Here is a 13189-nt window from a genome sequence, read left to right as displayed (position 1 = left end):
CGCAAAGAAGGCTCAGGAGGCGTCGGTTTCGGGCCGGCGCAGCTGGACCCGGAACACGGTGAGGCGCAGCAGCAGATAGAGGGCGCCGAGGGCGGCCCAAATCAGCCCCAGTTCGAAGGAGGCCGGCTCCAGGTTGAGCCAGAGCACGCCGATGCAGGCGGCCCCGCACAGGGGCAGCAGCAGGAACACCAGATGGTCCCGCAGCGTCTTGTTGTGACCGAGCTTGACGTAGAAGTGGGCGATCACCGCCAGGTTGACGAAGGTGAAGGCCACCAGGGCACCGAAGTTGATCAGCGCCAGCGCCATCTCCAGGTCGAACGACACCGCCGAGAGTGCCAGTACCCCCACCAGCAGCACGTTCAGGGCCGGGGTCTGCCAGGTCGGGTGAACGTAGGCGAAGAAGCGGCTCGGTAGGGCGCGATCCCGCCCCATCACGTAGAGCAGGCGCGACACGCCGGCGTGGGAGGCGAGCCCGGAGGCCAGCACCGCCACCGTGGTGCAGACCAGCACCACAGCCTGGAACAGCTTGCCGCCCACATAGAGGGCGATCTCCGGCAGCACCGCATCCGGTTGCTGGAAGCGGGAGATGTCCGGGAAGAACAGCTGCAGGAAGTAGGAGACGGAGATGAACAGCACGCCGCCGATCAGCGCCGTCAGCACGATGGCGCGGGGGATCACCCGGGAGGCGTCCGGGGTCTCTTCACTCAATGTGGTGATGGCGTCAAAGCCGAGGAACGACAGGCAGAGAATGGAGGCGCCGGTCAGCAGAGGGGCCACATTCATGTGCTCGGAGAAGAAGGGACGGCTGCTCGCCACCGTGCCGAGCCCCTCGCCATGGTAGACACCCCAGGCGATGAGGCCGATGAAGACGGCGATGATGCTGAACTGCATGATGACGATCAGGCTGTTGAAGTTGGCCACCAGCTTGATGCCGCGCAGGTTGAGCAGGGTCATGACGGTGGCCAGGCCGAGGATGTAGGTCCAGGGTTCCACGCTCGGGAACAGGGCCTCCATGTAGATCTTGGCCAGCAACATGTTGATCATCGGCATGAACATGTAGTCGAGCAGGGAGACCCAGCCCACCATGAAACCCACGTAAGGGTGAAACACCTTCTGGGCATAGGTATAGGCGGAGCCTGCCGAGGGAAACTTGCGTACCAGGTGGCCGTAGCTCATGGCGGTGAACAGCATGCCGATGAGGGCGAACAGGTAGGCGGTGGGCACATGGCCTTCGGTGATCTCGGTGACGATGCCGAAGGTGTCGAACACGGCCATGGGGGTCAGGTAAGCCAGCCCCATGATGACCACGTGCCACAGTTTGAGGCTTTTTTTCAGGCCGACGGGTTGGGCATTCATTGTGCTTTCCCCTCAATCCGGGCCGAAGGGATCAGGCTGACGGTATCAACCTGGGCATAGGGGGCGCCAGAGACGCGGCGCAGACCGGCGTGGGCCGGCAGGAAAGCAGTGAAATACCCCATGGTGTTCCTCACTAGAGAAGCGGGTGTCGTGAGATGGCAACCCATCTCGCTATCATTTCCGGTCGGTTCCGGCCTCGTTGTGGATTTGTTTGCCGCAAAAAAAGAACCTGACTCAGCAAGTGGTCGGTCCTTTGTTGCGGCGGCGCATTGTGCATTCGTGTTGCCCCCTTGACAAGCATATCAAGGGGGCAAAAACGCATTTTTTTGCACTGATGAGCGGATGTTACGGTTCTGATCAGCCCTGGGCTGCCAGCAGGGCCTGCTCGAGCAGATCCAGCCCCTCGTCGACGAGGGCCGGCGAGGCCGTCAGCGGCGCCAGGAAGCGGATGACGTTGGCGCGCACACCGCAGGCCAGCAGCACCAGTCCACGCTTGCCCGCCTCGGCCACCAGTCGCTTGGTGAGGTCGGCATCCGGTCTGGCCGCATCGCGCTGTTTGACCAGCTCCATGGCCACCATGGCGCCGGGGCCGCGGATGTCGCCGATGCAGTCAAAGCGCTCCGCCAGCTGCTGCAGGCGGGCCTTGATCTGCTCGCCCTGAGTATTGGCCCGTTGGTTGAGCTGCTCCTCTTCGATCACCTCCAGCACCGCCAGGGCGGCAGCGCAGGCGATGGGGGAGCCGGCATAGGTACCGCCCAGACCACCCGGCTTGGCGGCGTTCATCACCTCCGCCTTGCCCACCACGGCGGAGAGCGGGAAGCCGCCGGCCAGGCTCTTGGCCAGGGTCATGATGTCCGGCTCGATGCCGGCATATTCGGTGGCGAAGGTCTTGCCGGTGCGACAGAAACCGCTCTGGATCTCGTCGCAGATGAGCAGGATGCCGTGCTGATCGCACAGCTGGCGCAGGCGCTGCATGAAGCTGGCGGAGGCGGGGTAGAAGCCCCCTTCACCCTGCACCGGCTCGATGATGATGGCGGCCACCCGGGTTGGCTCGATATCCGAGCTGAAGCAGAGATCCAGCGCAGCCAGCGCATCGGCCTCGCTCACCCCCAGATAGTCGCTCGGGAAGGGCAGGTGATAGACCTCTCCCGGGAAGGGGCCGAAGCCGGTCTTGTAGGGCACCACCTTGCCGGTGAGCGCCATCCCCATCATGGTGCGGCCGTGAAAGCCCCCCTTGAAGGCGATGGTGCCGCTGCGGCCGGTGTGGGCGCGGGCGATCTTGATGGCGTTCTCCACCGCCTCGGCGCCGGTGGAGAGAAACAGGGTGCGTTTCGGGGTGGGGCCGGGCACCAGGGCATTCAACTTTTCCGCCAGCTCGATATAGCCGGGGTAGGGGGTGACCTGGAAGCAGGTGTGGCTGAATTTTTCCAGCTGCGCGCGCACCGCCGCCACCACTTTCGGGTGGTTGTGGCCGGTGTTGAGCACGGCGATGCCGGAAGCAAAATCGATGTAGCGGTTGCCCTCCACATCCCACAGCTCGGCGTTTTGCGCCCGCTCGATAAACACCGGCAGCAGGGTGCCGACGCCGTTGACCACGGCCGCTTCGCGGCGCGCTTGCCACGCCTTGTTTGATGCTGACTGACTCATCTTTCCTCCCTGAGGGGCCGGGGGCCCCTGTCTCAATGTGGCGAGGCCCCCTTGGGAGCACTCACTTCGTCCTTGTGAACTGATATGGCTGCGCCGGCGGGTGGCTGGCCCCTGTTGCAGGCCCGGCCGCCGGCGCAAGATGTGACGGCCTAGCGGATGCCGCCGAAGCAGAGGTATTTGGTCTCGAGGTACTCCTCCAGCCCCTCGGCCGCCCCTTCACGGCCCAGGCCCGACTCCTTGATGCCGCCAAAGGGGGCCAATTCGGTCGAGATGATCCCCTCGTTGATGCCGACCATGCCGTATTCGAGCTGCTCGGCCACCCGCCAGACGCGGGCGATGTCGCGGCCATAGAAGTAGGCGGCCAGACCATAGGGAGTGTCGTTGGCCAGGGCTATGGCCTCTGCTTCGGTCTCGAAGCGTACCAGCGGCGCCACCGGGCCGAAGATCTCCTCCTGCAGGATGGGGTTGGCTTTATCCACCTTGCCCAGAATGGTGGGCTGGAAGAAGAGCGGGCCGGCGGGGTGTGTTTCGCCCCCCAGCAGCAGCTCGGCGCCGGCGGCGGTGGCCTGTTTGACCAGCTCGGCCACCTTGCTGGCGGCGGCCGGGTTGATGAGCGGGCCTATCTGGGTGCCCTCGCTCATGCCGTCGCCCACCTTGAAGGCCTTGACCGCGGCTGTGAGCTTCTCGGCGAAGGCGTCGTAGATGCCGGCCTGTACCAGGATGCGGTTGGCGCAGACGCAGGTCTGGCCGGCGTTGCGGTATTTGGAGGCGAGTGCGCCGGCGATGGCGGCATCGAGATCGGCGTCGTCAAACACGATGAAGGGGGCGTTGCCGCCGAGCTCCAGCGACAGCTTCTTCATGGTGTCGGCGCACTGGCGCATCAACAGCTTGCCGATGCGGGTGGAGCCGGTGAAGGAGAGCTTGCGCACCGTCTTGTTGTTGCACAGCTCGTTGCCCACCGCCGCAGCCTGATGGCTGGTGACGATGTTGATGACCCCGGCCGGGATGCCCGCCTGCTCCGCCAGTGCCGCCAGCGCCAGCGCGCACAGCGGCGTCTCGGCGGCCGGCTTGATGACGATGGTGCAACCGGCGGCCAGCGCCGGACCCGCCTTGCGGGTGATCATGGCGATGGGGAAGTTCCAGGGGGTGATGGCGGCGACCACCCCGACCGGCTGCTTGATGGTGGCCAGCCGGCGGTCGCTGGAGAAACCCGGAATGGTGCGGCCGTAGGCGCGTTTGCCCTCTTCCGCGAACCACTGGATGAAGCTGGCGCCGTAGGCCACTTCCCCCTTGGCCTCGGCCAGCGGCTTGCCCTGCTCGCAGGTCATGATGCGGGCCAGCTCCTCCTGGTTGGCCATGATGAGCTCGAACCAGGCGTAGAGCCGGTTGCTGCGCTCCTTGGCGGTGAGCGCGGCCCAGCCGGGCTGGGCTGCGTGGGCGGCGGCGATGGCGCGGCGGGTGTCGCCTTCGTCCATGTCGGGCACCTGGGTAATGACCTGACCGGTGGCCGGGTTGTGCACCTCGAACCGGCGTCCGCCGCCGGCTTCACACCAGCGGCCATCTATATAGGCAAGGGATTTGATCAGGGAGAGTGCGGGTTGTGATGCTGACATAGATAGCAAGCCTCGATTGTGGGTCAGGGGGCCGGCTCATCCTGTGCCGCCACCGTATAGAATAATAAGCACAGGAAGACCATAAATTGAGCTGAAATGTTTTTCAAGTGTTAAATATATTTGAGTAAACTGTGTCTCGCATGCTAGAAATGGAGCTGTTGGAGCGATTTTACCGGTTTTTGCGGTGCAGGGTGTGCAAAATAATGAACGGTATGCACTGTGCAGGATAACAAACAGGCCGGTTGGATTGACTCGCTATTTTAACCGGGTGCCCAGCTGGCACCTGACAGGCACACAGGGAGGTGGCCGAATGCAGCAACCACAGGGCGAGACGCGCTGGCAGTCCATGACCGACAACCCCATGACGGACAAGGGCGTGGCGCAGAGCATGGGCGAGCGTCTGGCGGCGACCCGCCGGCGGCTCGGGCTCTCCCAGCGACGGGTCGCCGAGCTGAGCGGGCTGACCCATGGCGCCATCTGCATGATAGAGCAGGACAAGGTGAGCCCCTCGGTGGCCTCTTTGCAAAAACTGCTCAGTGTCTATGAGCTGCCGCTGTCGCGCTTCTTCGCGGAAGAGGAGGGCGGTACGCCGAGCGTGGTGATCAAGGCCGAGCAGCTGATCGAGCTGGGCAGCCAGGGGGTCTCCATGAAGCTGGTGCACAACGGCAACAACCGCCGCCAGCTCGGCTTCATGCTGGAGACTTACGCCCCCGGTACCGACACCGGCGGCCAGGTCACGCATCTGGGGGAGGAGGTGGGCACCGTGCTGGAGGGATCGGTGATCCTGACGGTGGCGGGCCAGGCCTATCCACTCAGCGCCGGGGACAGCTACGTGATCGACACGGGCGAGCCCCACAGTTTCAGCAATCCGTCGGGGCAGGTCTGCCGCATCGTCAGCGCCCACACCCCGGCCAACTTCTAGTGCCGAGACATCGTCTCGTTTGGGAAAAGAACCGGTAAGGAAACAGGGATCATGACCGAACATGTAAACAGTTACTACGCAGCCAGTGCCAACAAACACGCGCCCTATCCGACGCTGACCGAACAGCTGGAGTGCGACGTCTGCGTCATCGGGGCGGGTTATACCGGCCTCTCCAGCGCGCTGCACCTGGTGGAAAAGGGCTATTCGGTGGTGGTGCTGGAGGCGGCCCGGGTGGGTTTTGGCGCCAGCGGTCGCAACGGTGGCCAGATCGTCAACTCCTACAGCCGCGATATCGACACCATAGAAGCGAACTGCCCGCCGGATCAGGCCAGGCTGCTCGGTTCCATGCTGTTTGAGGGGGGCCAGATCATCCGCGAGCGGATCAAGCGCTACAACATCCAGTGTGATCTGCAGGAGGGCGGGGTGTTCGCCGCCGAGACCGAGAAGCAGCTGCACGAGCTCAAGGCGCAGAAGGCGCGCTGGGAGAAGTGGGGCAACGACAAGCTGGAGCTGCTAGATGCCGACGGCGTGCGCGAGGTGGTGGCGAGCGATCGCTACGTCGGCGCCCTGCTCGACAAGAGCGGCGGCCACATCCACCCCCTCAACCTGGCGCTGGGTGAGGCGGAGGCCATCCGCTTGCAGGGGGGCAAGATCTTTGAGCAATCCGCCGTCATCAGCATCACCCCGGGCACGCCTGCGCTGGTCAAGACCGCCAAGGGGGCGGTGAAGGCGCGCTTCGTGGTGGTGGCCGGCAACGCCTATCTTGGCAATCTGGTGCCTGAGCTCGCCGGCAAGAGCATGCCCTGCGGCACCCAGGTGATCGCCACCGAGGTGCTGGGAGAGGAGCGGGCCCGCTCGCTGCTGCCGCAAAACTACTGCCTGGAAGATTGCAACTACCTGCTCGACTACTACCGTACCTCCGGTGATCACCGGCTGATCTATGGCGGTGGCGTGGTCTATGGGGCGCGGGATCCGGCGGACATCGAACGGCTGATCATCCCCAAGATGCTGAAAACCTTCCCGCAACTGGCGGACGTCAAGGTGGAGTACACCTGGACCGGCAACTTCCTGCTCACCCTGTCGCGTCTGCCACAGTTTGGCCGTATCGGCTCCAACATCTACTACATGCAGGGCTACAGCGGCCATGGCGTCACCTGTACCCATCTGGCGGGCAAGCTGCTCTCCGAGGTGTTGAGCGGTCAGGCTGAGCGCTTCGATGCGTTCGCCAAACTGCCGCACTACCCCTTCCCGGGTGGCCGCCTGTTCCGCATCCCCTTCACCGCCGCCGGCGCCGCCTGGTACACCCTGCGCGACCGGCTGGGGGTGTGATTGCCAGGCAGTCCATAGTAGCAACAAGGCCACCCCTGGGTGGCCTTGTTGTTTTGCGGCTAAGTTGCCTGTGAGCACAGGCTGCGAGTCAGTGGTTACTGCGCCCGTAGCGGGGTGGCCGGCCAGAACCTGTGGTAGAAGTCGAGCCAGCCCTCAAAGTGGCCCTGCAATAGCTCGGGGTGGGGGGAGTGCTGGAAGATGGCGATCTGCTCTGGCGTGATCATCTGCCAACCGTAGTTGAGGGGCATGCTGAAGGTGCCCTCCACCTGATTGATGTCGCTCAGCGCCGATTGCTTGTCGGGTCGCTCGATGAGGGTGCGATCCGTCACCAGAAAGATGAGCTGGTTGCCGAGCACCGCCTGATAGGCGCTCACCATCCACTTCGCCTTGGTGTAGCGGTCGCGCTCGATGACGGTGAACTTCCCCGCCCGGCAGACGGCGTAGTAATCCGCCTCCTTGGAGGAGAGGTGCATCTCGTAGTTGCAGCCCAGGCTGTTGATGAACACCAGGCCCACCAGCACCATGCCGGTAGCGCTGAGCCCGAAGAGCAGGCGGATCAGAGCGGCGCGTCTCATGGCTTCTTCTCCTCGAATTTGGCCTGATCTTCCCCGACCATCAGCCAGATCTCGCCGGCAGCCGGAGTGGGCAGATGGGATGCCGCTTTCTGGGTTCGGCAGAGGGTGCCCTGACCGGCCGGCTCGCAGCGCACCGAGACCCAGGTTGCGCTCAGGTAGAGGCCGGTGAGCAGCAGCAAGGTGAGAAACAGCCCCATCACCCCGAGCAGCAGCCGTTGTTGCCAGCGTGGCAAAGGGATGGGCACGGCATCCCGGGAAGCGGCAACCGGCTCGGTGGCGACAGGCTCGCCCGCCTCCGGCAACGGCGCTGGGTCGGCAGCAGGTTCGCTCAGGGAGGGTGTGCTGGCTGTGGGGATGGCTTGCATGGCGGCGGGCGACAACATCAACAGATAGCCCTGGCGGGGCAAGGTGCGGATCACCGCCTCCTGCTCCGGGGTATCCAGATAGCGGCGCAAGTTGGCAATGGCCACGGGCAGAGAGCTGGCACTCACCGGTCGTCCGTCCCAACCGATGGCGAGCAGGGTCTCCTTGCTGTGCAGGCTGCCGGCATGGGTCAGGAAGAAGTGCAGCAGTCGTGCCTCCGCGGCAGACACACGCACGCTGGTTGGGTTCCCATCATGGGAGCGGGTCAGGGTGAGCTGTTTCGAATCCAGAACAAAGCGACCGAAGGCATGCAGGTGAGGGGCGTGATCCGGATCCATGGCGCGGTGATCGTCTCGCAGATGATGTTGCTTATTAATAGGTAGAGAGTGAAATCTGACGGGGGCGCCACCCCTTGTCAAGGGATAGATGGGAGTCGCAGAGGCTGGCTCCCCACGAGTGTGAGAGGCAGGGGACAGGCACTGGATGAACAAGCGCTCGCCCCGTGGCAGGATGGTGCTGCTCAATGGACTACATACATGCCGAGCAAGGTGCCAGCACCACTGAAGAGACACGCGAAGAAGGTGTCAGACGGTAAAAAAGGCGTGCTTGCCATGCTCGTTTTGCCAACCATCGACCAGCTGAAATACATATTCAGCCAGTGTGGCAGTAGTTTCAGTTTCTTGTTCACCATTTAATTCATTGCGATTGAATGCACTGTTGTTGTCATCATTTATTTTATTTTTACGATGATGGCCAGAGTAATAATCGAGGGCGCTGGCAGCCTCGAATCAGTGGTGCCAACAAGCGCATTATGACTCTTTATATTCTGGCAGCGGGTGCTGGGAAGGCTTGATGGGATCATCAATACCAAATGTGTACGCATATTTAAACCCTGTGAGCCTGAAGGGGTTATAACCTGATGTTGTGGCCTGCAGAGTAACTGCCCGGTCCAGTCGAACGCCAACGAAAGATCATTATTAAAAACTATTAAAGTGCATAAAATCAATGGGTTATGCACATGTTGTTCCATTGCAGCACCAAGTCTGGCGGTGCTGCCGTGTCAGGCGCTGCTGGCCAGCCGGCTGCGGGCAGTGGAGGGCTGGTGCAGTATTGGTAACCAGTGTGCAATGCGAGGTTGCCCGTTAATAGTTTTTAATAATGTTTATTGTATTGCCGGATAGCAGCTCATCAATATATTTTCAAGTGACTCGCTTTGACTAGAATATTGAACAATAACTGTAAGAGAAGATTACCCTTCAACCCATCAGCTATCTGGCAATGCCAAGAGGTAAATTATGAACTGGTATTTCAATGCGTTTAAAAACTATTTCAATTTCAGCGGGCGGGCATCCCGCCAAGAATATTTCATGTTCCTGCTGATCAATACCGTGATATGCGTTGCCCTGTCGCTGGCGTTCAACGCTCCTGAGCAGCTCAATTATCCCTTGGGTGTATATGGCTTGCTGACGCTGATCCCGACCGTGGCGCTGGGGGTACGCCGCTTGCACGACACCAATCGCACCGGCTGGTATCTGCTGGTGGGGGCCATTCCGGTGCTGGGTTTCCTGATCCTGCTCTTCTTCAAGCTGCAAAAAGGCTCGACTCTGCCCAACCGCTACGGTGCCGCCCTGTTGTGAGCCCGTCTGCACCAACCTTGCATAAAGAAGAACACCGCCAGTTGGCGGTGTTCTTCTTTATATGGGCTCTTATTGAGCCAGGGATTTCAGTTGCTGCTTGTCCGGCGGGTTGTTCCAGTCGATGGGGCCGTGGGTAAAGCGGTATTGCAGGCGCGGCAGGCTGGTTTCCAGCCACTCTTCGCGAAAATAGGCGTAGCCCTGATCCCAGTCCGGGTCGTTGGCCCAGCCGGTTTGCAGAAAGTAGAGCCGGGTGCCCTGGCCTTCCGGAACGAACCGCAGGCTGACCTGGGTTTTTTGCAGGCGGATGTGGGGCAGGGAGGGCGGGAAATTCCAGCTGAAGCTGAGCAGGTCGTGGGGCATGACGGCCATCACCCGGCAACCTTCGCTGCCACGTTCACCCAGCGGGGCATCGGGTCTGAAATAGATTTCGAAGGGACCATTCGGTTCGGGCACCATCAGGCACTCCGGCGCCAGAAAACTGCGCAGGCCACTCTCGGTTGTCCAGGCGCGCCAGACATCGTCGATATGGGCCGGAACAAAGATGTTGCCTTCTATCTGCTTGTTATCCATAAATCAGCGAGCCTCAAACCATCCATACATGGGACTCAGGCAGTATAGTCCCATGGCTTATGAAATGGACAGAGGTGTGTCACACCCCTGCCATCGCCGAGAGACTATTATGCCCGTGCGATTTGACATGGTGCCTGTGTTCCATCGAGAGTGGGGTCAGGCAGTCACAATGACAAGGACGCTTTGATGATCAGAGTCATGCAAGAGACGGATATTCCCCAGCTGGCGCAGCTGTTTCTCAAAGGGCGGCGGCAGACGTTTCACTGGGTCGATCCCGCGCATTTTCGGTTGGAAGATTTTGACGAGCAGACCCGGGGCGAGCAGATCTGGGTAGCCGAGCAGGGGGGAGCGCCTTGCGGGTTTGTCTCCATCTGGGGAGATGAAAGCTTCGTTCACCATCTCTATGTCTCGGCCGACTGGCATGGGCAGGGGGTAGGGCGGGCCCTGCTGAGTCACGGGTTGGCCTCTTTTCAAAAGCCCGCCTCGCTCAAGGTGGCGACCCACAACACGGCGGCGCTGGCCTTTTATCATCGGCTGGGGTGGCAGAATACGGCAGAAACCGGCCACTGCGAGATCACCGGCCCCTGGCGGCGGTTGATCCTGGAATAGGGCGCCAGCGCCCTGCGACTGATCAGATCATGGTTGCAGAGCTGCATTGCCGGCAGTAACGAGCGGATGCTGCCGGTAATATATAGTGTCAATCGTCTACCTTGAGTCTCATGTGGGTGAGTCAGGTTTTAACAACCGTGGCCAATTGTAAAAATAGCGGTCGCAACTGTGATGGAAAATATAACGGGGTACATCTGCGCTATTTGCCATACCCGGTATGGGGAATTGCATGGCAAAAGATGAGCTGGTGTGACGTAATGGGTAATGGCTGAATAAAGTCAGCGGTATATTCAGCCGCACTTTTTTGTTAAGAAAGTGACAGCGGCTATAAAATCATTATGTTGTCATCAAACAGCCGTGCTATTCTCAAGCTGTGTTATCCCTGTGACAAACAAAAATAATTCTGTGAGGAAGTAATGAACGAGTTTCTGAAAGTTCTGCTGAACATTCGCAGCCTGCGCGCTGCCATCCGTGAATTGCCGTTTGAACAGCTGCAAGAAGCAAAAGAAAAGTTCGAGCTGGTATATAACGAGCGTGCCGAGTCTGTTGAACAAGAGCGTGCCGAACAGGAAGAGCGTCAGCGCAAGCTGAGCGAGTTCACTGAAATGCTGCAGCAGGCCGGTATCGATCCCCGTGAGCTGCTGAACAGCGCCGCCGCCCCGGCTGCCACTGCTGGTGCGACCAAGAGCAAGCGCGCCCCGCGTCCTGCCAAGTACAAGTACCAGGAAGATGGCCAGGAGAAAACCTGGACCGGTCAGGGCCGCATGCCGAAAGCCATTGCCGAACAAGTGGCACTGGGCAAGGATCTGAATGATTTCCTGATCTGATCCACGGGATCAGTCATGAATGATGCCGCCCATGAGGCGGCATTATTATTTGTGCTCACCAAAAATATCTTCTGTCAATTCCCCAACTCCCCTGATACGACCTTCTTGTGTCGCATTCAGACCGGTGCTCTGCACGTCAATTGGTCGCCCCATGATGGAATGATTAATTGGAAATGATCGTACCGATGGCTCCCTGTACGCGTTTTTGCTGTCACGCGATCATCGGAATGTCAGCCATATCTGGACTCATATAGCCCGTCAGGTATTAGCTGGCTGACGATGTGGCAATGGGAAAAGCATTAAGTCAGTCGCAGGGCGTATCTCTTTTTTGCTCCGCAACCCGCCGGATTTTACTGCGTGGTTATCCACCCTGACCGGGGGCAGACTGCTGGTCTGCGGCGTACAGGTGGTAATACCTGAGCCAACATATTATTAATTCCTGCCGGATCCGAATGTCAGCGTACTTTGCATGGAAAAAGAGTGAGCTGGTCATTTAATCGGTAGACCAGAGCGGTCGACAGGGCAGGAATATCGGCAAAATAATAAGGCTCCCGTTATGGGAGCCTTATTGCCGATGCTCGTTCAACTGGCCAGCTGGGCATGCCAACGGGCGATGTCCGGTTGTGCCCGGCCAGGGTGCTGGCGCCGTGTCTCGACGGCCTCTGCCAGCATGGCGAGCAGGGTCTGGGTATCGTCCCAGCACAGGCAGGCATCGGTGACCGACTGGCCATACACCAGCTCGGCCAGCGGCGCCGGTTTCTGGCTGCCTCCCTGCAGGAAGCTCTCGACCATGACGGCGGCGATGGCGTCGCTGCCTTCCACCAGCTGGCGGCAGAGCTCTCCTGCCACCCGGATCTGGTTCTTGTGCAGCTTCTGGCTGTTGCCGTGGCTGCAATCCACCATCAGCCGAGGCGTGAGCCCCTGCCGTGCCAGTCGCTCGGCCGCCTCTTCCACGTCGCTCTGGTGATAATTGGGGCGGGTGCCGCCGCGCAAGATGATGTGGCCGGCCGGGTTGCCCTCACTCTTGATCACCACCATGCCGCCCTGGCTGCCGGGGACGGTAAACAGGTGGGAGGCTTCACTGGCCTGGATGGCATCGATGGCCACCCGGATGTTGCCATCGGTACCGTTCTTGAAGCCGATGGGGCAGGGCAGGGCCGAGGCCAGCTGCCGGTGCACCTGTGACTCCGTGGTCCGGGCGCCGATCGCTCCCCAGCTGATGAGATCGGCTAGGTAGAGGAAGCTGGTGGTGTCGAGAAACTCGGTGGCGGTAGCCAGCCCCAGCCGGTTGATGTCGAGCAGCAGCTGGCGTGCCAGCTGCAGGCCATGGCCTATGTCGTTGCTGCCATCCAGATGGGGGTCGAACACCAACCCCTTCCAGCCCACCGTGGTGCGGGGTTTCTCGAAATAGGTGCGCATCACTATCTGCAGCCGATCCCGATAGTCGTGGGCTAGCGCTGCCAGCCGCCGGGCGTAATCGAGGGCGGCGAGGGGATCGTGAATGGAGCAGGGACCGATGACCACCAGCAGGCGATCGTCATCCCCGCTCAGGATCTGGCGAACCTGCTGACGGTGCTGATCGATCCCGGTTGCCAGGTCGGCTGGACAGGGGTGAAGTGCCAACAGGTCGGCAGGAGTGGGGAGAGCCTCCACCGCGAAGGCGCGCATTACCGAGTTCAAGACTGCCATCTGGATTACCTTGCTGTGCAAATGGAGTGAATGACGTGCACTCCACACCGGG

Annotated in this window: 14 protein-coding genes; 6 read left to right on the top strand and 8 right to left on the bottom strand. The window is 61.0% G+C overall.

From position 1 onward, the window contains the following. Positions 1-12 precede the first annotated feature (12 nt). The 4 genes from AHA_RS15195 to AHA_RS15185 form a co-directional block, all read right to left on the bottom strand. On the bottom strand, positions 13-1356 hold the full coding sequence (locus tag AHA_RS15195; protein ID WP_011706801.1) for an APC family permease: 1344 nt from the start codon (positions 1354-1356) through the stop codon (positions 13-15). Beyond that, positions 1353-1478, bottom strand: a complete 126-nt coding sequence (locus AHA_RS21970; protein WP_254902341.1) for a hypothetical protein — start codon at positions 1476-1478, stop codon at positions 1353-1355. The genes AHA_RS15195 and AHA_RS21970 overlap by 4 nt, the downstream gene beginning before the upstream one ends. Before the next feature lie 235 nt (positions 1479-1713). Beyond that, positions 1714-3003, bottom strand: a complete 1290-nt coding sequence (gene gabT / locus AHA_RS15190) for a 4-aminobutyrate--2-oxoglutarate transaminase (protein ID WP_011706800.1) — start codon at positions 3001-3003, stop codon at positions 1714-1716. A 149-nt stretch (positions 3004-3152) separates the two neighbouring features. Then, positions 3153-4616, bottom strand: a complete 1464-nt coding sequence (locus AHA_RS15185) for an NAD-dependent succinate-semialdehyde dehydrogenase (protein ID WP_011706799.1) — start codon at positions 4614-4616, stop codon at positions 3153-3155. Between the two features lie 310 nt (positions 4617-4926). Between AHA_RS15185 and puuR the strand changes: the two genes are divergently transcribed. Both puuR and AHA_RS15175 read left to right on the top strand, forming a co-directional pair. Next, complete coding sequence (gene puuR / locus AHA_RS15180) at positions 4927-5538, top strand: HTH-type transcriptional regulator PuuR (RefSeq protein WP_011706798.1); 612 nt, start codon at positions 4927-4929, stop codon at positions 5536-5538. Between the two features lie 51 nt (positions 5539-5589). After that, positions 5590-6867, top strand: a complete 1278-nt coding sequence (locus AHA_RS15175) for an NAD(P)/FAD-dependent oxidoreductase (RefSeq protein ID WP_011706797.1) — start codon at positions 5590-5592, stop codon at positions 6865-6867. Positions 6868-6962: 95 nt separating this feature from the next. On the opposite strand, the gene AHA_RS15170 is transcribed toward AHA_RS15175, so the two are convergent. Both AHA_RS15170 and AHA_RS15165 read right to left on the bottom strand, forming a co-directional pair. Further along, positions 6963-7442 (bottom strand): hypothetical protein, encoded by a 480-nt coding sequence (locus AHA_RS15170; protein WP_077392382.1) that lies wholly within the window; start codon positions 7440-7442, stop codon positions 6963-6965. Then, positions 7439-8143 carry a winged helix-turn-helix domain-containing protein gene (locus AHA_RS15165; protein WP_077392381.1) on the bottom strand — a complete coding sequence of 235 codons (705 nt, stop codon included), beginning with the start codon at positions 8141-8143 and terminating at the stop codon, positions 7439-7441. The genes AHA_RS15170 and AHA_RS15165 overlap by 4 nt, the downstream gene beginning before the upstream one ends. Before the next feature lie 957 nt (positions 8144-9100). On the opposite strand from AHA_RS15165, the gene AHA_RS15160 reads away from it, so the two are divergent. Next, on the top strand, positions 9101-9442 hold the full coding sequence (locus AHA_RS15160) for a DUF805 domain-containing protein (protein WP_011706795.1): 342 nt from the start codon (positions 9101-9103) through the stop codon (positions 9440-9442). Between the two features lie 69 nt (positions 9443-9511). Here AHA_RS15160 and AHA_RS15155 read toward each other — a convergent pair whose 3' ends face one another. Beyond that, on the bottom strand, positions 9512-10012 hold the full coding sequence (locus AHA_RS15155) for an SRPBCC family protein (protein ID WP_011706794.1): 501 nt from the start codon (positions 10010-10012) through the stop codon (positions 9512-9514). Positions 10013-10198: 186 nt separating this feature from the next. Between AHA_RS15155 and AHA_RS15150 the strand changes: the two genes are divergently transcribed. The 3 genes from AHA_RS15150 (at position 10199) to AHA_RS15140 (ending at position 11625) form a co-directional block, all read left to right on the top strand. Then, on the top strand, positions 10199-10621 hold the full coding sequence (locus AHA_RS15150; RefSeq protein ID WP_041213686.1) for a GNAT family N-acetyltransferase: 423 nt from the start codon (positions 10199-10201) through the stop codon (positions 10619-10621). A gap of 416 nt (positions 10622-11037) precedes the next feature. Continuing rightward, complete coding sequence (locus AHA_RS15145; RefSeq protein WP_011706792.1) at positions 11038-11448, top strand: H-NS family histone-like protein; 411 nt, start codon at positions 11038-11040, stop codon at positions 11446-11448. A 15-nt stretch (positions 11449-11463) separates the two neighbouring features. Continuing rightward, the gene (locus AHA_RS15140) at positions 11464-11625 is read left to right on the top strand and encodes a hypothetical protein (RefSeq protein WP_164927705.1); all 162 of its coding nucleotides are present in this window, start codon (positions 11464-11466) and stop codon (positions 11623-11625) included. A gap of 405 nt (positions 11626-12030) precedes the next feature. On the opposite strand, the gene AHA_RS15135 is transcribed toward AHA_RS15140, so the two are convergent. After that, on the bottom strand, positions 12031-13137 hold the full coding sequence (locus tag AHA_RS15135; protein WP_164927704.1) for a 3-deoxy-7-phosphoheptulonate synthase: 1107 nt from the start codon (positions 13135-13137) through the stop codon (positions 12031-12033). Between the last annotated feature and the right edge of the window lie 52 nt (positions 13138-13189).

It is taken from the genome of Aeromonas hydrophila subsp. hydrophila ATCC 7966 (genome assembly GCF_000014805.1).
Lineage (GTDB): Bacteria > Pseudomonadota > Gammaproteobacteria > Enterobacterales > Aeromonadaceae > Aeromonas > Aeromonas hydrophila.
The sequence above is the reverse complement of the archived record's forward strand: the minus strand, read 5'-3'. Positions and strand labels throughout refer to the sequence as shown.

What these genes read in the sequence shown, in the direction of transcription:
- AHA_RS15195 (WP_011706801.1), bottom strand. Translation starts at nt 1,356, where the DNA reads ATGAATGCCCAACCCGTCGGCCTGAAAAAAAGCCTCAAACTGTGGCAC.
- AHA_RS21970 (WP_254902341.1), bottom strand. Translation starts at nt 1,478, where the DNA reads ATGGGGTATTTCACTGCTTTCCTGCCGGCCCACGCCGGTCTGCGCCGC.
- gabT (WP_011706800.1), bottom strand. Translation starts at nt 3,003, where the DNA reads ATGAGTCAGTCAGCATCAAACAAGGCGTGGCAAGCGCGCCGCGAAGCG.
- AHA_RS15185 (WP_011706799.1), bottom strand. Translation starts at nt 4,616, where the DNA reads ATGTCAGCATCACAACCCGCACTCTCCCTGATCAAATCCCTTGCCTAT.
- puuR (WP_011706798.1), top strand. Translation starts at nt 4,927, where the DNA reads ATGCAGCAACCACAGGGCGAGACGCGCTGGCAGTCCATGACCGACAAC.
- AHA_RS15175 (WP_011706797.1), top strand. Translation starts at nt 5,590, where the DNA reads ATGACCGAACATGTAAACAGTTACTACGCAGCCAGTGCCAACAAACAC.
- AHA_RS15170 (WP_077392382.1), bottom strand. Translation starts at nt 7,442, where the DNA reads ATGAGACGCGCCGCTCTGATCCGCCTGCTCTTCGGGCTCAGCGCTACC.
- AHA_RS15165 (WP_077392381.1), bottom strand. Translation starts at nt 8,143, where the DNA reads ATGGATCCGGATCACGCCCCTCACCTGCATGCCTTCGGTCGCTTTGTT.
- AHA_RS15160 (WP_011706795.1), top strand. Translation starts at nt 9,101, where the DNA reads ATGAACTGGTATTTCAATGCGTTTAAAAACTATTTCAATTTCAGCGGG.
- AHA_RS15155 (WP_011706794.1), bottom strand. Translation starts at nt 10,012, where the DNA reads ATGGATAACAAGCAGATAGAAGGCAACATCTTTGTTCCGGCCCATATC.
- AHA_RS15150 (WP_041213686.1), top strand. Translation starts at nt 10,199, where the DNA reads ATGATCAGAGTCATGCAAGAGACGGATATTCCCCAGCTGGCGCAGCTG.
- AHA_RS15145 (WP_011706792.1), top strand. Translation starts at nt 11,038, where the DNA reads ATGAACGAGTTTCTGAAAGTTCTGCTGAACATTCGCAGCCTGCGCGCT.
- AHA_RS15140 (WP_164927705.1), top strand. Translation starts at nt 11,464, where the DNA reads ATGAATGATGCCGCCCATGAGGCGGCATTATTATTTGTGCTCACCAAA.
- AHA_RS15135 (WP_164927704.1), bottom strand. Translation starts at nt 13,137, where the DNA reads ATGGCAGTCTTGAACTCGGTAATGCGCGCCTTCGCGGTGGAGGCTCTC.